We start from the raw sequence: 20,896 nt of genomic DNA, 5'->3' as shown, positions 1-20,896 counted from the left end.
TTATTTATCAGCCCTCCGCATAAAAGGCGTGGGCTAGTGTCAATCCAGCGGCCTTAGATTGTGGCATGAGCGATGCGTAGAGACTAGATGCAGGGTTAGTTGAAGAGACTAGATGTAATTAGAGAGGGGAGCGCCCTCCATGGCGCGGATTCATCAATGGTTGCCCAGGCGTTTAGGCTGGCTGAGCAAGAGTCGTAGGCAGAGATGGGTGGGCTTGTGGCGAGGCTAACGCTTGAGAAGCTGCTGATAATGATGGCATGGCCGCCATCCCTGTCTGTTTGAGCAAGCGCTCACGGGCAGTCTCGCTGCTCTCCTCGGCAGCACCTTCCAAGCGAAAGGCAGCGATAACGTTGGCGAGGCTAAGCGCTTCGCGTGTGAGGTCTTGAGCAGCGCTGGAAATCGACTGTACCTTGGAGGCGTTCTGCTGGGTGACATGATCCATTTCCGCGACAGCAGTATTAATCTGGGCGATGCCATTGCTCTGTTCATCGGACGCGGTGCTGATCTCTTCCATAATATCGCTGACTTTCATCACCTGAGTAACGACCTGTTCAATCGCCGCTTCGGCCTCTCTTACCGCCTGAGCGCCGCCGTTGATCTCCTCAGAGGAGGCGTCGATTAAGCGGCGGATGTCGCCAGCGGCATCGGCGCTGCGCCCGGCCAAATTGCGCACCTCGTTAGCCACTACTGCAAAGCCACGTCCCTGCTCGCCTGCCCTTGCGGCTTCTACCGAGGCATTCAGCGCCAGAATATTGGTTTGAAAGGCGATCCCATCGATGACGCTGATAATATCCGTCATCTTATCGGCACTTTCAGCAATACGTTCCATACGCTCTACCAGCGCCTGCATGCGCTCGCCGGTTTCTCGGCTGGTCGTCGCATTTTGCATGGCCAACTGATTGGCCTGGCGGGCGTTTTCGCTGTTTTGCTGCACGGTCGCGGTCATTTGATCCATGCTAGAAGCGGTTTGCTGCAGCGAGGACGCCTGCTGCTCGGTGCGCGACGCCAGGTCTTCATTCTGCTGTTTGATATGTTCAGAAGCGGGGGTCACCACATCCACTTTATTGCCCACCTCGGTGATCAGCCCCGATAAGCTAGCGCGCATTGTTTCCAGCGAATTGAGCAGCTCACCCAGCTCATCATTACGCTTTAAGGTCACCCGGTTGGCGAGGTTACCCGCGGCAATTTGGAACGTTACCCGGCGCGCCTCGTTGAGCGACTTAATCAATGATTTGAGCACCGCCATACTCAGCCCTACCATTATCAGGATCCCCAGCAGCAGAACACCCAATTGGCCGTAAAGCAGCACCTGTTGCTGCTGTTCAGCCGTTTCCATCAGCGTATGCGCGGCAGTTCGTTCCTGTTCAACTAATACGTTGATAGTGTCACTAATAAGTTCAGAGGTGGGCTGCACGTTGTCATTAAAGGCTTCAAAGGCGGCAAAGCCGTTGCCGTCTCGAATAGCCGTCAGGGTGGTTTCGGCACTTTCAATAAACGTGGTGAGATGTGCTGTTAGCCCCTCCTGCACACCACTGGTTTCGCGATGAGCGGTATAACCTTGCCACGACTGCTCAATGCTGTCGCTCATGGTGGTTAACTGGCTTTCAAGCACATCGAGATCCGCACGGCGAGGGTTACGCACCGCCGGCTCCAATGCCTGGATCGCTTGACTCACCCGCTGGTCTATCTGCTGGAGGTCGGTAATGCCTTCAAGACCGGTTTGATTGAGCGTACGCAAGCGTTCAGCGGAACTGGTTAGGCCATACACCCCCGCCGCCCCCGCAATGACCAATAAAACTACAGCAGCCAGCACCATGCCCATTAGCTTGGCCTGCATACTACTGAAACTAAACCGCTTGGCCCACCCGCGCAGGCCAGTGTGGCGTATTGCACCATAACGGAGCTTGAAGCCACGGGTTTTGCCCTGTTGCATGGCAGCATATACCCTCTCTGCACGGATAATGGCTCGATCTTCGGCTTTGCGGCGTATAGAGGTATAGCCCACCACGCGTTCACCATCGAGCAGCGGCGCAACAGTGGTATGCATCCAGTACGCTTCGCCAGTTTGGCGGCGATTCTTGATCAGCCCTTGCCAGGTTTTACCCGCCTCAATGGTTTCCCATAAGTTCTTAAAAACCGCTTTGGGCATGCTAGGGTGGCGGAACAGGCTATGGGGTTCGCCCATGATCTCGTCCAAGGAGTAGCCACTCACCTCTACGAATGTCTGGTTGGCATAGGTAATTCTGCCTTGCAGATCCGAGCGTGAGATCAACACTTCGTCGTCGGCTAACTCATAAACAGCGGATGCTGCTTGTTCGGCATTATGCATTTAGACCCCCTACTTTTTATTGAAGGCTTGCGCCATCGTTAGACTTAGTAGCTCCCTAACGCTAAGCCTTTTCAATTAGAGGTGATGCATGAAATATGCCACCGCAGAGGGTGGCATACGATTAAAGCGGATAAAGAAAAATCAAGCACATAAAGCGTTGCCTAGTGGCTAGAACTCTTCCCACTGGTCAGCCGCGCGTGGCTGTGTTGCGGGTGACTTAGCACGCTGCTCGGCAGGCGCAGGTAAACGCTGGGCAGCCTTACTGAGCGCATGGTTAGCACGCTGTAACTTCGCCCGAGCCTCTTTAATGCTCTCATCCTGGGCGCCTTCCAAACGAAACGCATCGACCACGTTGGCAAGTTCAAAGGCTTCAAGGGAGAGGTTATCGGCTGACGCCGCAATCGACTGCACTTTGGAGGCGTTCTGTTGGGTGACAAGATCCATTTCGGCAATCGCCGAGTTGATTTGACCAATCCCGCTACTCTGCTCGCTGGAGGCTGTGCTGATCGACTCCATGAGTTCACTAACCCGGCTGACCTGCTGAGACACCTCTTCAATTGCCCGCTCTGCCTGCTCCACCGCACTGCGGCCACCGCTGACCTCCTGGGTGGTGCTATCAATCATCTTACGGATTTCCTGGGCGGCATCCGCGCTACGCCCAGCCAGATTGCGTACTTCACTGGCGACGACCGCAAAGCCGCGACCATGTTCGCCCGCCCGGGCAGCTTCTACCGACGCGTTCAACGCCAGGATATTGGTTTGAAAGGCAATGCCGTCGATCACGCTGATCATCTCGGTCATCTTTTCGGCACTCTTGGCGATACGCTGCATGCGTTCCACCAACTGCTGCATCTGCTTCCCCGTTTCCCGGGTACTGGCCGCATTTTGTACCGCCAGGTCGGTGGCTTGGCGGGCATTATCGGTGTTCTGCTGAACCGTCGAGGTCATCTCCTCCATACTGGAAGCGGTCTGTTGAAGCGACGATGCCTGCTGCTCAGTACGCGAAGAGAGTTCTTCGTTTTCAGCGGCTATCTGCTGAATCGCTGGAGTGACGACCGAGACACGGCTCTCTACATCGCCCACGATGCTGGAAAGGCTAAAGCGCATGGTGTCCAGGGAATAAAGTAACTCACCCAACTCATCGTTGGTTTGGCGTCGCTCTCGGGCGGCCAAGTTACCCGCGGCAATTTGAAAGGTGATATAGCGCGCGCCGGACAGACTGCGAAACACCGATTTCAGAATCATCACGCTTAGACCGATCATGACCAAAAAGCCCACTGCCAACAGCACCAGTTGCGCTATTAGCAGCTGTTGACGCCCGCCTTGCGCCTGACTAACTAGCTCTTCGGCATCGGCGCGCACCTGATCGACCAGGGTTTGATTCATCTCGCGCAGGGAGTCAGTGGTCGGCACCACCACGTCATTAAAGGCTTCAAAGGCCGCGAATCCATTCCCCTCCTCAATCGCCACCAGGCTGGTTTGCACGCCGATTGTCCAGGTAGTCAGCGCATTATCAAAGGTCTGGGCGGCTTCAACATTGACGGCATCATCGACATAATAATCCGCCCACAGCGTTTGCATGGCATTGATATATTGGTCAATATTCGCGTTGACAGCCTCCAGGTCAGCCCGGCGGGGGCTGCGTACCGCAGGCTCCAGTGTTTCAACCGTTTGACCAATGTAGCGCTCGATATGCTGTAGCGAGGCAACATCACTCAACCCTGACCGATTAAGTGTTTCCAGCCGTTCGCCGGAGACCATCACCGCGTATACCCCCAATCCGCCCGAAAAGCAGAGCAGCAGCAACGAGACCACCACCATACTGGTGAGCTTGGCTTTCAGGCTAGAGAACTGAAAACGCGACAGCATACCGGTCAAGCCCTTACGTCGCAGCGTGCCATGAGCTAGCGCATAGTGGCGGGATTTGCCCTTTTCGCGAATTTCAGCGTAGATTTTTTCGGCACGGGCAACCGCCTTTCCAGCGGCTTTACGACGCACTGAGGTATAGCCAACGATTCGCTCACCGTCCCGCAGTGGGGCGACCGTGGCATGCACCCAGTAGTGGTCACCATTTTTACGGCGGTTTTTGACCACGCCTTGCCAGGTGACCCCGGCCTGAATGGTTTTCCAGAAATCTGCGTAAGCAGCTTCAGGCATATCAGGGTGACGAAGAAGATTATGGGGAGCGCCGATCAGCTCTTCACGGCTGTAGCCACTGACCTCAACAAAGGTGGGATTGGCATAGGTCACGTTGCCTTTTAAATCCGAGCGGGAAATAAGTACCGCTTCTTCGCTTAGGACATACTCGCGTTGAGTGACGGGCTGGTTGTTGCGCATTCGTTCTCCAAGAATTAGATATTCTTAATTTTTATTAAAGCAGAAGTCATTATCGCTATAGATCATGCCGACAAGCCAGTGAACAAGCGTAAAAAAGCGCCTTACTTTCGTAAGACGCTTGTTAGTGGAGGGAATGACGTTTTAAAGAGGTTATATAAACCGCTGATTAGCGGCCAAACACCACATTGGCCACATCACGGTAGCGCTTGGCAAAGTGCACCGTCACGCCCTCTTTCAGATAGTCCGGCAACTCTTCGTAGTCGCGCTTGTTGGCATCGGGCAGAATCAATTCAAAAATATCACTGCGGCGGGCAGCAATGACTTTTTCACGAATGCCACCAACGGGCAGCACTTGACCGGTTAAGGTTAGCTCGCCGGTCATCGCCAAAGGCCGGTCAATCGCATGGTGCTTGGCCAGTGACAGCAGCGCGGTGGTCATGGTGACACCGGCCGAAGGACCATCTTTGGGCGTAGCGCCCTCGGGTACGTGCAAGTGGACAAAGGCTGAGTCGAAGAAGTCCGCATCGGCGCCATACTCCTGTAGGTGACCCAGGGTATAGCTGTAGGCGATATTAGCAGACTCCTGCATCACCTCACCGAGCTTACCGGTAAGCTTAAAGCCGCGATCCAGCGAGTGCACTTTGCCCGCTTCGATGGGCAGCGTTGCCCCGCCCATGGACGTCCACGCCAGGCCAGTCACCACCCCTTCACCGGTAAGCACTTTCTCTTTACGGAAGATCGGCGCCCCCAGAAACTCCTCCAGGTTTTTAACCGAAATTTTGACCGTTTCGTCCTCCTCTTCGAGCAGCTTGACGGCCGATTTACGCACAATACGGTGAAGCTGTTTCTCCAACTGACGTACCCCGGCTTCCCGGGCGTAGCCTTCTATCACCTGCTTTAAGGCCGCATCAGACAGACTGATGCGTTTTTTCGTCAGGTTGTCGCGCTTGAGCAGCTTTGGCCACAGGTGATGCTTGGCAATCGCCAGCTTTTCTTCGGCGATATAGCCTGAGAGGCGGATTTGCTCCATACGATCCAACAGCGGCCCTGGGATCGAATCCAGGGTATTGGCGGTGCAGATAAACAGCACCTTGGAGAGATCCATACGTACATCAAGATAGTGATCGAGGAAATCGACGTTCTGCTCAGGATCGAGCACTTCCAGCAGCGCCGAGGCAGGGTCGCCCTGGAAGGACTGCCCCAGCTTGTCGATCTCATCCAGCATGATAACGGGGTTTTCAACCTCGACTTCTTTAAAGGCTTGTACCAGCTTGCCGGGCATAGCGCCCACGTAGGTGCGCCGATGCCCCTTAATTTCCGCTTCATCGCGCATACCACCGACCGAGAAGCGGTAGAACTGACGCCCCAGGGCTTCGGCGATCGAGCGTCCGATGGAGGTTTTACCCACCCCTGGCGGGCCGACCAGCAACACAATCGAGCCGCCTACGTCGCCTTTAAAAGTGCCCTCGGCCAGAAATTCGATAATACGCTCTTTCACGTCTTTCAGGCCGTCGTGGTCACGATCCAGCACTTGACGAGCATGGGGTAGATCCAACTGATCCTGGCTGGTCACTCCCCAGGGCAGCGATGTCAGCCAATCCAGGTAGTTACGCGTGGTGCCATACTCCGGCGAGCCAGTTTCCAGCACGCTAAGTTTATTGAGCTCATCGTCAATGCGCGACTGAACACGCTCAGGCACCACCAGCGACTCCAAACGCGCTCTAAAGGTATCCACGTCGTTTTCGCGATCATCTTTGGAGATACCCAATTCTCGCTGGATGACCTTGAGCTGCTCACGCAGGAAGAACTCGCGCTGGCGATCCTGCATTTGCGCGTTTACCTGCTCGCTGATCTCGCCCTGCAGCAGTGCCACATCGATCTCTTTACGCAGCAGCGGCAGCACTTTCTGCATCCGCTCTTCCACTGACAGGGTGGCCAGCACATCCTGGAGTTCGGGGCCTTTGGCGGAAGTAATCGCGGCGGCAAAATCGGTCAACGGGCCAGGCTGATGAGGACTGAAGCGGTTGAGGTAGTGCTTGAGCTCTTCGCCATACAGCGGGTTAATTGGCAGCAGCTCTTTAATGCCGTTGATAATCGCCATGGCGTAAGCGCGGGTCTCTTCGTTTTCCGCGTCGACCGGCTCTTTCGGATAGGTGACTTCGACTAGGTAGGGGGGCTCTTTGGAGAGCCAGCGGGTAATTTTAAAGCGCTGCAACCCTTGAGCGATAAACTGGATCTGGTCGTCTTCGCCCTTGAGTTTATGCACTTTAACCGCGGTGCCGATCTCTGGAAAACCTTCGTGATCAAGCGAAGTGACGCCCTGCTCCCCCACAAAGGCAACACCCAGCGTGTGGTGCGGCGTGTTACCCACGCGACGCATGGTCTCTTCCCAGCGCTCGCGATTAACCACCAGCGGCTGCACCTGGGCAGGGAAAAAAGGTCGATTATGGATAGGCAGGAGGTAGATACGCTCGGGCAGCATTTCGCTGGCGGGTACCAGGGAGTTTACCCGTTCGCCGTCTGAACGAAAGTCCTGATTCCCCTTCTCATCAGTCGTGGTTGAGGATGACTGTTCATCGTCAGTTTGCCAATCAAGGTGTTCATTATCACGTTCGTAATCCTGGTCGCTCATGCATCCTCCAATGAACCGGTACCGGCGGAGAGAACCGCCTAGCGTTGACCATGGAATGCGGGCAGTGCGCCAAAACTTCAACCCTTGGGGAGTAGAACAAGTGGTTTAACAACGCTCCCTGCGAGCATAGGTAATCACTGCGAACATAGTTAATCCCTGCAAACATAGGTAAGCTTTTCTCTGAACACTATTGTGGCCATAGCTCAGGCATTGGGCGCCCATTGACTCGCCACACCCCGCGTACCACATCAAACTGCAGCTCCCGGGTGCCGAGCGGCAGTCCTAGCCATAGGGCAGCGACGGTGGGCGCATCGTGCCAGGTGAAGTCGCCATCAATGCGCTCCAACCACTTCGCCTGCTCTTTCTCTTTGTCGAGATGAATCACGCTAAGCTCATCCAACTGCCGGGCATCAAAAAACAGCGCGCCATCCGCATCCAGGCGAATACCTAGCAGCGGGCTATCAATGGCAACGGTCATAACATCTAAACGCGGAGAGTCGCTAAGCACTTTGCGCAGATCCGGCTCAAGGCGTGCCAGCAACCCTTCGGCCATGGGTAGACTAGCGTCTCCCCAGGCGGCTTCCTGGCGCAAACGACGAATCACATGGCGAACCGCATCGGCATTCAGCCGGGAAAGCTCCATCTCTATGCGGCCATTGAGCAGCGGCATTTCTGGCGCCTCAGAAGGCACCATCACATTCCCTATCTCGATATCGCCTTTGATACGTAGCTCGCTCTCATCCAGCACCATATGGCTATTTAGATCGAGCGGCGACAGTTGGATATCGTAGGAGGGGTAGCTGAGCGTTAGCGTTTCAATATGCAGGTGATCGCGTTGAGCAAAGTGGTAGGCACCGTCGGTATAGGTATAGCGGCTTTCCAGCTCTGTAGGCCCTAGTGCGAGCTGGGCCATGCCATCGATCAGGGTAAGTTGATCAAACAGCGCACGTAGTCGCCAATCACCAAAGACACCTTCCAGGCGCAGCCGACCACCGCGGACGGCTAACTCGCGACCATTCTGTTGAATAACGAAGGGGGCAAGAGCAAGGCGCAGTTCACTATGGCCACTCAGGGTGTGATAACGCCCTTGCCAGCGCGGCACAGAGGGGGCGGTGACTTCCCCCACCGCTTGCTGTAACACGGTATCCAGGCGTGGTAACACAGTACCTTCAACATCGGTACTTAAAATACCGTGACGTGCGTTATAGGTGAGTTCAAGGCGCCAGGGGCGACCCAGCAACGGTGAAAGTATCAGCCTACCTTGGGAGCTTAGCCAGCCTTGGTGGCTCTCAGTACGGTTGACGCGCCACTCTCCCCGCGCTTCCAGGTCTTCAAGCGCTTGGCGCAGGCTGCGCTCAAAAAGCACGCTTGAGAGCAGCTGCGCTGCCACCCACACTACGGCGATGATCGCCAGCGTGGGGACAATCAGACGTTCCTTGCGCATGCTACCTCCTTGAAGCTAACGCCTTGCAGCCAATGCACTCGAAAAAGTTATCAACCGCTCCTGCTCTCTATTTACCACTTACCACTTACCACTTACCACTTAAACAGCTTAGTGCAGCCAGAACCACAGGTGCATAGTACTCCAGGCGTAGACCCCTGCCATCACATCATCGATCATAATGCCAAAACCGCCCGCTACACGGCGATCTGCCCAGCGTATCGGCCAGGGTTTAAAGACATCGAAGATGCGGAATACAATAAAGCCCCACAACGCAGCCTCCCACGAAAAAGGTACCGCTGCCATGGTCAGCCAATAACCGACAAACTCATCCCAGACGATGCCGGAGTGGTCATGGACACCTAAGTCGTGAGACGTTTTGTCGCATAACCAAACACCCACCACGAAAGTGACAAAACAGATGCTCAGATACCACCCCAGGGGCAATTCCGCCATCATCCAGTAAAACGGAATTGCCGCTAGCGTGCCAAAGGTGCCCGGTGCCCAAGGCACCGTACCGCTGCCTAAACCAAAGGCAAAAAAATGCGTTGGGCGACGCCAGACACTTTTTGGTGCACGATTCATGGCGCTTCCCCACTAAAATGCTGCCAGCCGACGTAGCCACTGAGGTTCCTGTGGTCAGAGGCTCTCACACCGAGCGCTTCACAACAGTGGCCAATGACGGTCAGCGTCAAGCCTAATGGCGCAAGGCGCTGCTGCGCTTTGGCTACGTCGTCAGCACTTAACGTCACGAGCAGCTCATAATCATCGCCGCCGGAAAGCGCCGCCTGTAAAGCAGCCTCCCCGCCTAGCGTGCTTTCCAGTTCATCAGCTAGTGGCAGCGCGTCTAACGCGATGACGGCACCCACTTGCGAAGCCTCGCGAAGATGCGCCAGGTCAGCCAGCAGCCCGTCGGAAATATCCAGTGCCGCGGTGGCCAGACCACGCAGTGCCAAGCCCGCCGCTAAGCGAGGTTGCGGCAAGAGATAGCGAGTTAGCAGCGGATGCGCCAGATCACGCTCGCCCTGCTGCCAAAGCGCCAGCCCGCCGGCCCCGCCACCGAGTGCGCCGGTTACCGCGATAACATCGCCTGCCTGGGCACCGCCACGGGTTAGGGCTCCGCCCACCGGCGCCTCTCCCATCACGGTAACGCCTATGGAGAGCGCACCAGAAGTGACATCGCCTCCCACCAGCGTTGTAGCGTGCTGCTGGCCAAGGGCATGAAAGCCACGGGCGTAGTCAGCCAGCCAAGCATGGGTAGCTTCGTCATCAGCAAATTGGCGCTGATCGAGGGTTAACGCCATCAAGCACCAGCGCGACGTCGCCCCCATGGCAGCCAAATCGCTCAGCGCGACGGCCAACGCACGATGCCCCACCGCAAATGGCGGGGCTTCGCGGGGAAAGTGAACATCCACTACCGAGGTATCCACGCTCACGACCAACTGTTGGCTGGCTTGCGGTAGCAGCAGTGTGGCGTCGTCTCCACATCCTAGTGTGACGCCATTTGACGCGGACGACGCCTCCTGCGACGACATAAAGTAGCGTCGGATCAAATCAAATTCAGCAAGCACAAAGGCCCCTTAAACGCATCGTCATACCGCTCGCGTTCAGAGACGACGAGCGCTGACCTCGGCACTGCGCAAGCGAATCGCTAACTTGTCGAGAATGCCGTTCACGTATTTATGGCCGTCGGTGGCGCCAAATGACTTAGCCAGCTCAACGCCTTCGTTAATCACTACACGATAGGGTACTTCCATACGCCGGGAAAGCTCGTAAGCGCCTAACCGCAAAATGGCCAGCTCGACCGCATCAAGATCTTCCAGGCGGCGATCTAGCAGAGGGGAGATTTCACGATCCAGTTCCGCTTTGAAACGCACGGTATTATGCAGCAGCTCGTGAAATAGCGCCTTGTCGGCAATCTCCATCACCTTGACCCAGTTTTCATGATCTTCCAGATCATCATCCGCAGTCTGGCTACGAAACTCGGCCTCAATGGTGGTGATGGATTTACCCGTCATCTGCCACTGATAGAGCCCCTGCACGGTTAATTCACGTGCGGCGTGGCGGCCCTGCTGAGCGGCAGAGGGTTTACGCTCGCTCATTGGCTATCTCCTAACGGCAGCGCGCGCAGCAAAGAGACCATTTCCATGGCCGCCATGGCAGCTTCAGTGCCTTTGTTACCGGCTTTGGTGCCCGCACGCTCAATCGCTTGTTCGATGCTTTCAACGGTTAACACGCCGTTAGCCACCGGGGTATCAAACTCAAGCTGCAAGTGATTGATCGCCGTATTGCAGCCGCCCGCCACGTACTCAAAGTGAGGCGTTCCACCGCGTATCACCGCGCCCAGGGCAATCACTGCATCGGGTTTCATCACCTTCAGCACGCGCTTAACCGCCAGTGGCAGTTCCCAGGCGCCCGGCACGTGAACAATATGAATATGCTCGGCGTCTACGCCGTGGCGGGTCAAGCTGTCGACGGCGCCTTCCACCAGACTATCCACCACGTGATGGTTAAAACGGCCGACCACGATGACATAGTGGCCATCGACGTCAACAAAGGTACCTTCAACTTGAGTGAGGGAGTGCATTAATTTATTCCTGCTAAATTAGTCTTGCTGAAAAGTTGGCTCATACGCCGTGTCGTTAGGCCCCAGGCGCTCGACGACTTCAAGGTCAAAGCCGGACAGCGCGGAGAACTTCCACGGTGAACTCAGTAAGCGCATTTTACCTACGCCTAAATAGCGCAGAATCTGTGAACCGGTGCCGATGGTTAAATAGTTACCGGCACCGTCGGAATCACTGGTACGCGGCTGACGCACGCGATCCAAAAAGATATCCAACTGATCTTTTAAATCCTGATGCGGACGACCGTCATCGATCAGCACAAACACGCCTGGCGCGGCACCGGCAATCTCTTCCAACGCCCGGTGAGCATCCCAGCGGCACTGCTCGTCTTTCATTAAGCCCATCACGTCGCGCAGCGTATCGGTAAGATGCACGCGCACAGTGGTGGGCTGTTCGGGTGTTGGCTGACCGTTCACCAACGCCAAATGATGGGCGCCTTGAATGCGATCACGGAAAACGTGCAGGGTGAGCTCGCCATGGGAGGTCATCACCGTCGACGTTTCCAGATGATCGATGGTCTGCTCGTTGACGATGCGGTAGTGGATCAGGTCTGCGATGGTGCCAATTTTAATGCCGTGCTCTTGGGCAAACGCCTCAAGCTCCGGGCGTCGCGCCATGCTGCCATCATCGTTCATGATCTCGCAGATCACACCGCTGGGGTCACAGCCTGCCAGTGCCGCCAAATCACACGCTGCTTCAGTATGCCCGGCACGGCGCAGCACGCCGCCCGGCTCTGCCATCAGCGGAAAGATATGCCCTGGCTGCACGATATCGGATGGCTTGGCATGGGGTGCTGCCGCCGCCTGCACTGTGCGCGCGCGATCCGCTGCGGAGATACCGGTCGTGACGCCTTCAGTTGCCTCAATGGAAAGGGTAAATTTAGTGCCAAAACCGGAACCGTTATCGCGCACCATCAACGGCAGATTAAGCTGCTCGCAGCGGGCCCGGGTCATCGGCATACAGATCAAACCACGGGCGAAACGGGCCATAAAGTTGATATGCTCGGCCTGCACTTTTTCGGCGGCCATAATAATATCACCTTCATTTTCGCGATCCTCATCGTCCATGAGAATCACCATTTTGCCCTGGCGGATATCGTCCACCAGCTCGGCAATAGGGGCTAAGCCTCTAGAGGTGGGGTGCGCCATGGAATCTCCAATTAATGTTGTCACGAACGGTTGTCACGAAAGATTATCGCGGAAAAGTGTCGCGCGAGGTTAGTCACGATTTAGCGCGTCAGGGTACCTTGCTATCGCTAAATCTGCCAGATGCACTAGTCGCCTGAGGGGAAGCGATAATGCGCCAATCACGCCCCACCGCACGCATATCGTGAATGGTTAACCGACGCTGATCGGCCATACGTGAGAGCCCTGGCAGCGCAAACAGTGGCCGTGCTTCCCCACCTAACAGCGTGGGGGCAACGAACAGCTGCAGTTCATCGACCAGCGCTGCATCAAGCATAGCGCCTGCCAGCGTTGCCCCGGTTTCCACCAGCAATTCGTTAACCTGCTCATTTTCCGCCAACCACTGCAGCATTGCCACTAGGTCGATACGCCCATCGCTGCCAGCGGGCACTACCTGCACTTCCGCACCCGCTTGGATTAGTCTTTCGCGCTTCTCTTCTGAGTGGCCTGGCGTAGTGACCACTAGCGTCCGCCCGGGCTCGCTCAAACAGGCCGCCGCCAGGGGTAAGCGCAAGTGGGTATCCAAAATCACTCGCAAAGGTTGGCGGCGAATCACGTCGTCAGCGTTATCGAGTTTGAGCTGCTCTGCCCGTAGCGTCAGCCGTGAGTCGTCCATAATAAGCGACTCCACGCCGCTCAATATGGCGCTGGAGCGCGCCCGCAGCCGCTGCACCTGGGTACGCGCTTCGGGCCCGGTAATCCACTGGGACTCCCCTGATCCCATGGCGGTACGGCCGTCTAAGCTCATCGCCATTTTCAGGCGCACAAAGGGCCGCTGTTGGGTCATGCGAGCTATAAAGCCGGGGTTCAACCCGCGTGCTTCACTCTCAAGCAATCCTACGGCAACCTCAATACCTCCCTCTTCAAGCATTCGAATACCGCGACCACTGACCTGGGGGTTGGGATCCTCCATCGCGATCACTACCCGTGACACCCTAGCGTCCTTCAATGCTACCGCGCAGGGCCCGGTGCGCCCGGTGTGGGAGCAGGGCTCCAGAGTCACGTAGGCAGTCGCCCCCTGGGCCCGTTCACCGGCCGCATTTAAAGCATGGATTTCGGCATGGGGTTCACCGGCACGCAGGTGAAAGCCTTCACCGACAATCTGCTCATCGCGCACGATCACGCAGCCGACCCGTGGGTTGGGATCCGTGGTATACAAGCCTTTTTGCGCCAGTTGCAGCGCCCGCGCCATATAGCGGTGGTCGGCTTGGCTAAAAGCGCTGCTCACTTTGACGGCCCGCTCTTGTTTGAGGGCTCTTGGGAAAGCCGATCAATCTCAGCGCGGAATTCATCCAGATCCTGGAATTTGCGATACACCGAGGCAAAGCGAATATAGGCCACATGATCGAGGGTTTTAAGCGCTTGCATGACCGACTCACCGATATCCCGGGCGTTGATCTCTCGATCGCCCCGAGCACGCAGGGTTTGACGGATACGCTCCACCGCCGCTTCAGTGGCTTCAGCACTGACCGGGCGTTTTTCCAGTGCGCGCAGCATGCCTGCCCGCAGTTTGGCTTCATTAAAACTCTCTCGGGAGCCATCGGACTTCACCACCCGCGGCATTACCAGCTCAGCGGTCTCGTAGGTGGTAAAGCGCTCTTGGCAGCTCGCACACTGGCGGCGACGGCGTACCTGGTCGCCGTCGGCTACCAGCCGCGAATCGGTCACTCGAGTATCGTTTGCACCACAAAAAGGGCAATGCATGGCGGTCAACCTGTTGTCAGCTCGTGTCGGCGTGCCCCACGAGTTTGCGTGTTATAACCTGTCAATGTGTGTGCTATTAATGGCTTTTCGCAGTAGCAACTGCCATAAGCTAATGTATCTTAGTGTTTAAGCGCGATATCAAACACGTATTGTAACGATTTGGCACACAAGCTGCAGCGTTTGTGGCAGATTGTTTATCAGGAGTCACCCATGCCCCCCTTTGAGCAGACCGTTCACGACACATTTTCAAATACCGTTCATGACTACCTCAGCCACCTTTACGGGCCCCGGGCAGACGAAGTGCAGCGCCGCTTAAACCAGCGTCTAGAGCATTTCCAGTCGCTTGCCCCCTTTTCATCCAAGCCCGTAGCAGCCAACCCCGTAGCAGCCAACGCTAATAACGCACCTTCCTGGAGCGAAAAGGATCAGTGGGTGATCAGCTATGGTGATTCGATTATCGAAGAGGATAAGCCACCGCTGGCCGTGCTTAGCGATTTTCTTCAAGCCCGGCTGGGCGATCGCATCAGCGGCGTGCACGTTCTGCCCTTCTTTCCGTGGAGCAGCGACGACGGCTTTTCGGTGATTCACTACCGGGAAGTCAACCCCGATCTCGGCGACTGGTCGCATATCCGCGAACTCGCCAGTCACTACGACCTGATGGCCGACCTGGTACTCAACCACGTCTCTAGGGAGTCCCTGTGGTTTGTCGACTATCTGAGCGGCAGTCTGCCGGGGCGCGACTACTTTATCGAGGTCGACCCGGATACCGACGTTTCCCAGGTGGTGCGCCCGCGCAGCAGCCCGCTACTGGTACCCATTTCCACTCGGCGCGGCACCCGCTATCTGTGGGCGACCTTCTCCGAAGACCAGCTTGACCTTAACTTTGAAAACCCGGATGTGCTGCTGGAGTTCGTGGGCATTCTGCTGTTCTACCTGGAGCAAGGCACGCGGATTGTGCGTTTGGATGCGGTGGCCTTTCTATGGAAGAAACTGGGCACCTCCTGTATTCACTTGCCAGAAACCCATACGGTGGTGCGGCTACTGCGTGCCATTGTGGATCACGTAGCTCCAGGCACACTGTTGATTACCGAAACCAATGTGCCCCACCAGGAAAATATCAGTTATTTTGGTTTAAATCGGCTACCCGAAGGGGCGCCCGACGAAGCCCATATGGTGTATCAGTTTGCCCTGCCCCCTCTGCTACTGCACACCCTCACCCGAGGTGAAGCGAGCACCTTACAAACCTGGCTTTCCAGCCTTCCCGTTCTGCCGAATCAATGCACCTACCTCAATTTTACTGCCAGTCACGACGGCATTGGCGTACGCCCTCTGGAGGGCTTACTGCCTGACCACGAGCGGGATGCGCTACTGGAGCTGATGCACAAATTCGGCGGTTTTGTCAGCATGCGCAGCAACCCGGATGGCAGCGACACGCCTTACGAGATCAATATTACCTGGTTTGAGGCCATGCGCGGCACCCGCCGTGGCCCTGACCCGTGGCAGGTTGCACGCTTTCTCTGCAGCCAAGCGATTATGCTGAGTTTGCAAGGTATCCCCGCGCTGTATATTCACACCCTAACTGGCACACTCAATGACGTGGAAGGCGTTGAGCGCAGTGGGCGGCTACGTTCGATCAACCGCAGGCGCTGGCAGCGTAGCGAGCTAGACCTGTTGTTAGATAGCCCGTCAACGCCCACCCACGATGTTTTCCACGCCTTAAATCGGCTATTAGACCAGCGCCGTCAAGAGCCCTGCTTCCACCCCAATGCCGCCCAACGAGTGCTGGTTTCTGAACCCGAACTGCTGGCAGTAGAGCGCGGCCCCCTACATGATGGCCGACGCTTACTAGCGCTGTATAACGTCACCGATCTGCCACTTCCCTTAGAAAACTTGGGAGAAGCGGTTACCCAGGCACTGGAAAAACACGCCTGGCAAGCGCTGGATCCCAGCAACCCTTGGATTTACGAAGGTGCGCTGCCGCCTTACGCAGTTCGCTGGTTGGTGGCTGATCATTAGATAAGTGGCGACATACCGCCCACGAGTGACGCCCATAATCCCTGAATAAGGTCGTGGTGGGATAATGCAGCACAGCATTACACCAGTGTTAAGATGGCGGTTACCCAACCTTTAGCCTTTCACTCCTCTTCAAACAAGGCGCTGCGATGCACTTGAAACATCACTCTGTCATAAGCGGTTTTCTTCTACTGGCAAGCTGGGCGGTCACCTCTGCCAGCCATGCAGATGAGCTTCCCGCCCCTATTCAAGCGCTGGCCGATCAGGGCTTGGAGATTCATGGCCAATTCGATGCCCCCGGCGGGTTGCGCGGCTACGGCGCCAGCGTGCAGGGTCAGGACATGGCGATTTATCTGACACCTGATGGCGAGCATGCGTTGGTCGGTACGCTGATGGATAGCGAGGGTAATGACCTTACCGAAGCAAAGTTGGATAAGCATGTGCGCGCACCGCTAGAGGCACAAACCTGGCAGCTATTAAGCGAAAGCCACTGGATTCAAGATGGCGATGTGGAGGCCCCGCGGGTGATTTACACCTTCACAGATGCCAACTGCCCCTACTGCCGCCAGTTTTGGCATGAGGCACGCCCTTGGGTAGAAGCGGGTGAAGTGCAACTGCGTCACATCATGGTTGGTATTTTAGCCGCCGACAGTCCTGGCAAAGCAGCTGCCATTCTCGGCGCTGACGATCCAGCGGCTACGCTGCGTGCCCATGAAAGTGGCCAGGAAGAGGTCGCGGCCAGCGCCCAGCCACGAGAGATTGAAGAGCAGGTCTACACCAATAACCAGCTATTTGAGGAGTTAGGACTGTATGCCACGCCCACCTCGGTTTTTCAGCGTGAAACAGAGAACGGAAATGTGCGCCTCGACCGCATTCAGGGTATGCCCAGCGATGAGCGGCTGATTGAGATGATGGGCAGTGAAGCGCCGTAGAGAACTATGGGCGGTGGCTAAAGCGGCCACCGCCAAGACTACTCAAGCTGAAAGCCGCCTAGCGGCGAACCACCCCAGCACCATTGTCACCAGCATGGCCAATAGCGGTAACGAAAGACCACCAATAGAGGCAATTGCAGGCCCTGGGCAGTAGCCAGAAAGTCCCCAGCCGATGCCGAATAGTGCAGCGCCGCCTAACAACTTCGCGTCTAACGCCCGTTTGGTTGGCAACTGAAAGACGCCACCCAACAGGGGTGCCGAGCGCTTAAATACCAGCCGATAGCCGATAAAGGTGGTAATGACGGCCCCTCCCAACACAAACATCAGCGTTGGATCCCAGGCACCCGCAAGGTCTAAAAACCCCAGCACGCGCGCGGGGTCAGTCATGCCTGAAATGGCCAAACCAAGGCCGAAAAGCAGCCCCGCCGCATAGCCAGCCGCTGTTTTCATCCAACCATGATTGCTGGACTGATTCATGCTCCACCGCCTAGGCCTAGCAAATGACGCGAGATATAAACGGTCACTAGCGCCGTCAGTAAAAACATCCCGGTGGCTGCCATAGAGCGCGGTGCCAAGCGCGCCAGCCCACATACGCCATGGCCGCTGGTACAGCCACTACCCAGCCCTGTGCCTACCCCCACCAACAAACCGGCCACCAGCATTAGCCCTACTCCGCCTGCTGGTGCACCAATTACCTCACCAGGGCTACCGGCAACATTGCCTAAACCACCCCCTAACGCCATGAGCACCAACGGCCCGCTGATTAGCCCTAACAAAAAAGCCACTCGCCAAGCGCTATCGCCTTTGGGTCGCTGGGTAATCAAGTTTCCCACGATGCCACTGATACCCGCGATACGCCCCAGCGCTGCCATCAGCCAGGTAGCGGAAAGACCGATCAATACCCCTCCAACCAGCCCATACAGGCTTGCCATCCAATCCATCCCCCTTCTCCTGTCTTAACATGTCGTGATGGTTAGAAAAAATTGAGCGGCACTTTAAGATAAACCTGACCGTTATCTTCCGCTGGCGGCATCGCCCCCGCGCGCATATTGACCTGAACCGACGGAATGATGAGCCGTGGCATGCCCAAGGTGGCATCGCGCTCAGTGCGCATTTTTACAAACTCGTCTTCGCTAATACCTTTATGCACGTGAACATTACCGTTTAGCTGCTCAGCCACGCTGGTTTCATGCTGGAAGGTCTCACGGCCGGGGGCTTTGTAGTCGTGGCAAAGGAACAGTCGCGTCTGCTCGGGAAGCGCCAGCACTTTTTGGATAGAGCGATAAAGGGTGCGCGCATCGCCGCCCGGGAAGTCGCAACGCGCGGTGCCATAATCCGGCATAAATAGCGTATCGCCGACAAAGGCAGCATCCCCGACGACGTAGGTTAAACAGGCGGGCGTATGCCCTGGGGTATGCAGTACACAGCCCTGCAACTGACCAATCGAGAACGTATCCCCCTCTTTAAACAGCGCATCAAACTGACTGCCATCCCGGGCAAACTCCGTCCCCGCGTTAAACGCCTTACCGAATATCTCCTGCACCGCCACGATATTGGCACCAATGCCGGTTTTGCCGCCTAACTGCTCATGCAGGTATGGCGCTGCCGAGAGGTGGTCGGCATGCACATGGGTTTCCAAAATCCAGGCAACTTCCAGGTGGTGTTCACGTATATAGGCGATGATGTTGTCAGCGGAGAGTACATCGGTTCGCCCAGCAGCGTAGTCAAAATCGAGTACTGAATCGATAATGGCGCAGGCATTGCTGTCGGGGTCTTGAACGACGTAGCTAAAGGTGTTGGTGGGTTCGTCGAAAAAGTGCGTCACGGTTGGGCGTTGCATAACTGCCTCCCATAGAGTGGAAATCTCATGCTCATCCTGTAGAGACAGCATAGTGCACTTTATGTTCTATATTTAGATTATTTAAGAATATAAAAACACTATTAACCCAAAAGAGAGTCCGAGACTATTTTTGCTAAGGTCTGCCCTGTTTAGGCCGATAGCTTAAGAGTTACTCAATTACAAAAACTAGGAACAATATGACTCACTTAACAACCACACAAAAACTCTGGGGAACGCTGGGCATTATCTGGATCGCCATGCTGCTCTTGGTTGGCTGGCTTGCCTGGGAGAATCGCCAGACGATTGAGAGCGAACGCCGCGACAGCATTCAGCACGTCGTGGAAAGCGTGCAAAACCAAATTGAAGCATTGCAAGAACGGGTCGCCGCCGGCGAACTCAGCCTGGAAGAAGCACAACAGCGTGCTATCGACAATATGTCGAGCGTTAGCTTTGGGGCGGGGGAGTATATCTTCTCTTTTAACAACGACTTACTTATCGTTTCGCACCCTAGTCGTGACCCCGGCACTGACATGACCAACTACGAAGACGCCAGCGGTATGGCGTTATACCCCGAGTTGCTGCGTGTTGCCCAGGCGGGCGGTGGTCACGTTAACTACTACTCAACCCGTGCGGGTGGCGACGAGCAGTTGCCAAAAACCAGTTATGTCGCGCATCTCCCTGAGTGGCAGTGGTCACTGGCGACAGGCGTTTATGTGGACGATATTAACGCCGCCTTTATTGCTGGTTTGATTCGCTCAATAGGAATACTGCTGATCATTGGCCTACCGGTAACGCTGCTGATGGGCTGGGTTATTCGTGATGTTTCTCGTCGTTTAGGCGGTGACCCACGCTACGCCGCCAACGTAGTGCGGCATATCGCTGATGGCGACCTGACCCAAGTCACGCGGCTTTCACCCAAGGATCAACAAAGCTTACTGTTTAATATCAATCGTATGCGTGAGGCACTCGCTGAAACGATTGGCGACATCCACCTCGGCGCGAGTCAGGTCAATAGTGGCGTAGAGCAGATTGTGGGTGTTAATGAAGAGCTTTCCACACGCACCGAAGAGCAGGCTGCTTCATTGGCCGAAACCGCTTCGAGCATGGAGCAGCTCACCGCCACGGTTAAGCAAAATGCCGAGCACGCCGATCACGCACGCACGCTTGCCACCCGAGCGGCGGACAGCGCTCAGCGTGGCAGTGACTCTATGTCGACAGTGATCACGACCATGGCCACGATTAACGAAAGCGCCACCCAGATGAGCAGTATCGTTAACACTATTGATGGCATTGCCTTCCAAACCAATATTTTGGCCCTTAACGCCTCGGTGGAAGCCGCACGTGCCGGTGATCAAGGGCGCGGTTTTGCCGTTGTCGCCAATGAGGTTCGCCAACTGGCCAGTCGTTCGGCCGCTGCCGCCCAGGAGATCAAAACCTTGATCGAAGCGTCGGATAGCAAAGTGGTGGAAGGCAGCCGCCAAGTGCGTGACACCGGCGATGTGATCAATGGCATGGTCGATGACATTAAACAGCTCAGCACCCTGGTTCAGGAAATTTCAGCGGCCACCATTGAGCAGAGCAGCGGCATTGAGCAGGTCAACCAGGCGGTAACGCAAATGGATCAAATGACCCAGCAAAATGCCAGCCTGGTGCAAGAGAGCAATCACGCCACCCAAACCCTCGCACAGCTCAGCGCCCAGCTTCGCCAACTGGTAGCCCACTTCCGCATTAATCAGAGCATGGAGCATACGCAGGCATTGCCCGCCTCCTCTCCTGCCTCACGTGCCACTCACCAGCACAACGATTTTTAGCACTAGCAAAAGCTAAGTGCTAAACATCAAGGGCTAAGACAAGGCCAGC

The 20,896-nt window shown here is 56.1% G+C and carries 17 protein-coding genes; 3 read left to right on the top strand and 14 right to left on the bottom strand.

Annotated elements, in window-relative coordinates:
- Positions 1–172: 172 nt before the first annotated feature.
- The 11 genes from QT231_RS13485 to nrdR all read right to left on the bottom strand — a co-directional run bounded on the left by QT231_RS13485 (position 173) and on the right by nrdR (position 14,251).
- Positions 173–2,329: a methyl-accepting chemotaxis protein gene (locus QT231_RS13485; RefSeq protein ID WP_308337377.1), complete on the bottom strand. Its 2,157-nt coding sequence runs from the start codon at positions 2,327–2,329 to the stop codon at positions 173–175.
- A gap of 168 nt (positions 2,330–2,497) precedes the next feature.
- Positions 2,498–4,666, bottom strand: a complete 2,169-nt coding sequence (locus QT231_RS13480) for a methyl-accepting chemotaxis protein (RefSeq protein WP_308337376.1) — start codon at positions 4,664–4,666, stop codon at positions 2,498–2,500.
- Positions 4,667–4,832: 166 nt separating this feature from the next.
- On the bottom strand, positions 4,833–7,298 hold the full coding sequence (gene lon, locus QT231_RS13475) for an endopeptidase La (RefSeq protein WP_308337375.1): 2,466 nt from the start codon (positions 7,296–7,298) through the stop codon (positions 4,833–4,835).
- Positions 7,299–7,485: 187 nt separating this feature from the next.
- Entirely contained in the window at positions 7,486–8,742 is a 1,257-nt protein-coding gene (locus tag QT231_RS13470) for a DUF945 family protein (protein WP_308337374.1), read from the bottom strand.
- Positions 8,743–8,850: 108 nt separating this feature from the next.
- Positions 8,851–9,324, bottom strand: a complete 474-nt coding sequence (locus tag QT231_RS13465; protein WP_280111010.1) for a phosphatidylglycerophosphatase A — start codon at positions 9,322–9,324, stop codon at positions 8,851–8,853.
- Positions 9,321–10,310 carry a thiamine-phosphate kinase gene (gene thiL / locus QT231_RS13460; protein ID WP_308337373.1) on the bottom strand — a complete coding sequence of 330 codons (990 nt, stop codon included), beginning with the start codon at positions 10,308–10,310 and terminating at the stop codon, positions 9,321–9,323. The genes QT231_RS13465 and thiL overlap by 4 nt, the downstream gene beginning before the upstream one ends.
- A gap of 36 nt (positions 10,311–10,346) precedes the next feature.
- Entirely contained in the window at positions 10,347–10,841 is a 495-nt protein-coding gene (gene nusB / locus QT231_RS13455; protein ID WP_308337372.1) for a transcription antitermination factor NusB, read from the bottom strand.
- Positions 10,838–11,326, bottom strand: a complete 489-nt coding sequence (gene ribE / locus QT231_RS13450) for a 6,7-dimethyl-8-ribityllumazine synthase (protein ID WP_308337371.1) — start codon at positions 11,324–11,326, stop codon at positions 10,838–10,840. The genes nusB and ribE overlap by 4 nt, the downstream gene beginning before the upstream one ends.
- Positions 11,327–11,344: 18 nt before the next feature.
- Positions 11,345–12,511, bottom strand: coding sequence for a bifunctional 3,4-dihydroxy-2-butanone-4-phosphate synthase/GTP cyclohydrolase II (gene ribBA, locus QT231_RS13445; RefSeq protein ID WP_308337370.1), 1,167 nt, complete (start codon positions 12,509–12,511; stop codon positions 11,345–11,347).
- Between the two features lie 88 nt (positions 12,512–12,599).
- A complete protein-coding gene (ribD, locus tag QT231_RS13440; protein WP_308337369.1) occupies positions 12,600–13,775 on the bottom strand; it encodes a bifunctional diaminohydroxyphosphoribosylaminopyrimidine deaminase/5-amino-6-(5-phosphoribosylamino)uracil reductase RibD in 1,176 nt (391 codons plus the stop codon).
- Positions 13,772–14,251 carry a transcriptional regulator NrdR gene (gene nrdR, locus QT231_RS13435; protein WP_308337368.1) on the bottom strand — a complete coding sequence of 160 codons (480 nt, stop codon included), beginning with the start codon at positions 14,249–14,251 and terminating at the stop codon, positions 13,772–13,774. The genes ribD and nrdR overlap by 4 nt, the downstream gene beginning before the upstream one ends.
- 210 nt (positions 14,252–14,461) lie before the next feature.
- On the opposite strand from nrdR, the gene QT231_RS13430 reads away from it, so the two are divergent.
- Together QT231_RS13430 and dsbG are read left to right on the top strand one after the other, a co-directional pair.
- Positions 14,462–16,267, top strand: coding sequence for a sugar phosphorylase (locus QT231_RS13430; protein WP_308337367.1), 1,806 nt, complete (start codon positions 14,462–14,464; stop codon positions 16,265–16,267).
- Positions 16,268–16,413: 146 nt separating this feature from the next.
- Positions 16,414–17,196, top strand: a complete 783-nt coding sequence (gene dsbG, locus QT231_RS13425; RefSeq protein ID WP_308337366.1) for a thiol:disulfide interchange protein DsbG — start codon at positions 16,414–16,416, stop codon at positions 17,194–17,196.
- A 42-nt stretch (positions 17,197–17,238) separates the two neighbouring features.
- Here the strand turns inward: dsbG and QT231_RS13420 are convergent, their stop codons facing one another.
- From QT231_RS13420 to QT231_RS13410, 3 genes are read right to left on the bottom strand one after another with little or no spacing between them, the layout of a single operon-like run.
- Positions 17,239–17,646 (bottom strand): DUF6691 family protein, encoded by a 408-nt coding sequence (locus QT231_RS13420; protein WP_374694393.1) that lies wholly within the window; start codon positions 17,644–17,646, stop codon positions 17,239–17,241.
- A 23-nt stretch (positions 17,647–17,669) separates the two neighbouring features.
- Positions 17,670–18,137 (bottom strand): YeeE/YedE family protein, encoded by a 468-nt coding sequence (locus QT231_RS13415; protein ID WP_308337364.1) that lies wholly within the window; start codon positions 18,135–18,137, stop codon positions 17,670–17,672.
- A 32-nt stretch (positions 18,138–18,169) separates the two neighbouring features.
- On the bottom strand, positions 18,170–19,036 hold the full coding sequence (locus QT231_RS13410; protein ID WP_308337363.1) for an MBL fold metallo-hydrolase: 867 nt from the start codon (positions 19,034–19,036) through the stop codon (positions 18,170–18,172).
- A gap of 197 nt (positions 19,037–19,233) precedes the next feature.
- On the opposite strand from QT231_RS13410, the gene htc2 reads away from it, so the two are divergent.
- Positions 19,234–20,847: a methyl-accepting chemotaxis protein Htc2 gene (gene htc2 / locus QT231_RS13405; RefSeq protein ID WP_308337362.1), complete on the top strand. Its 1,614-nt coding sequence runs from the start codon at positions 19,234–19,236 to the stop codon at positions 20,845–20,847.
- Positions 20,848–20,896 lie beyond the last annotated feature (49 nt).

The organism is Halomonas sp. SpR1 (genome assembly GCF_031010175.1).
In the GTDB taxonomy this organism is placed as follows: Bacteria; Pseudomonadota; Gammaproteobacteria; order Pseudomonadales; family Halomonadaceae; genus Vreelandella.
The sequence above is the reverse complement of the archived record's forward strand: the minus strand, read 5'-3'. Positions and strand labels throughout refer to the sequence as shown.

Coding starts and splice junctions, on each gene's coding strand:
- QT231_RS13485 (WP_308337377.1), bottom strand. CDS start 2,329: ATGCATAATGCCGAACAAGCAGCATCCGCTGTTTATGAGTTAGCCGAC.
- QT231_RS13480 (WP_308337376.1), bottom strand. CDS start 4,666: ATGCGCAACAACCAGCCCGTCACTCAACGCGAGTATGTCCTAAGCGAA.
- lon (WP_308337375.1), bottom strand. CDS start 7,298: ATGAGCGACCAGGATTACGAACGTGATAATGAACACCTTGATTGGCAA.
- QT231_RS13470 (WP_308337374.1), bottom strand. CDS start 8,742: ATGCGCAAGGAACGTCTGATTGTCCCCACGCTGGCGATCATCGCCGTA.
- QT231_RS13465 (WP_280111010.1), bottom strand. CDS start 9,324: ATGAATCGTGCACCAAAAAGTGTCTGGCGTCGCCCAACGCATTTTTTT.
- nusB (WP_308337372.1), bottom strand. CDS start 10,841: ATGAGCGAGCGTAAACCCTCTGCCGCTCAGCAGGGCCGCCACGCCGCA.
- ribE (WP_308337371.1), bottom strand. CDS start 11,326: ATGCACTCCCTCACTCAAGTTGAAGGTACCTTTGTTGACGTCGATGGC.
- ribBA (WP_308337370.1), bottom strand. CDS start 12,511: ATGGCGCACCCCACCTCTAGAGGCTTAGCCCCTATTGCCGAGCTGGTG.
- nrdR (WP_308337368.1), bottom strand. CDS start 14,251: ATGCATTGCCCTTTTTGTGGTGCAAACGATACTCGAGTGACCGATTCG.
- QT231_RS13430 (WP_308337367.1), top strand. CDS start 14,462: ATGCCCCCCTTTGAGCAGACCGTTCACGACACATTTTCAAATACCGTT.
- dsbG (WP_308337366.1), top strand. CDS start 16,414: ATGCACTTGAAACATCACTCTGTCATAAGCGGTTTTCTTCTACTGGCA.
- QT231_RS13420 (WP_374694393.1), bottom strand. CDS start 17,646: ATGAAAACAGCGGCTGGCTATGCGGCGGGGCTGCTTTTCGGCCTTGGT.
- QT231_RS13415 (WP_308337364.1), bottom strand. CDS start 18,137: ATGGATTGGATGGCAAGCCTGTATGGGCTGGTTGGAGGGGTATTGATC.
- QT231_RS13410 (WP_308337363.1), bottom strand. CDS start 19,036: ATGCAACGCCCAACCGTGACGCACTTTTTCGACGAACCCACCAACACC.
- htc2 (WP_308337362.1), top strand. CDS start 19,234: ATGACTCACTTAACAACCACACAAAAACTCTGGGGAACGCTGGGCATT.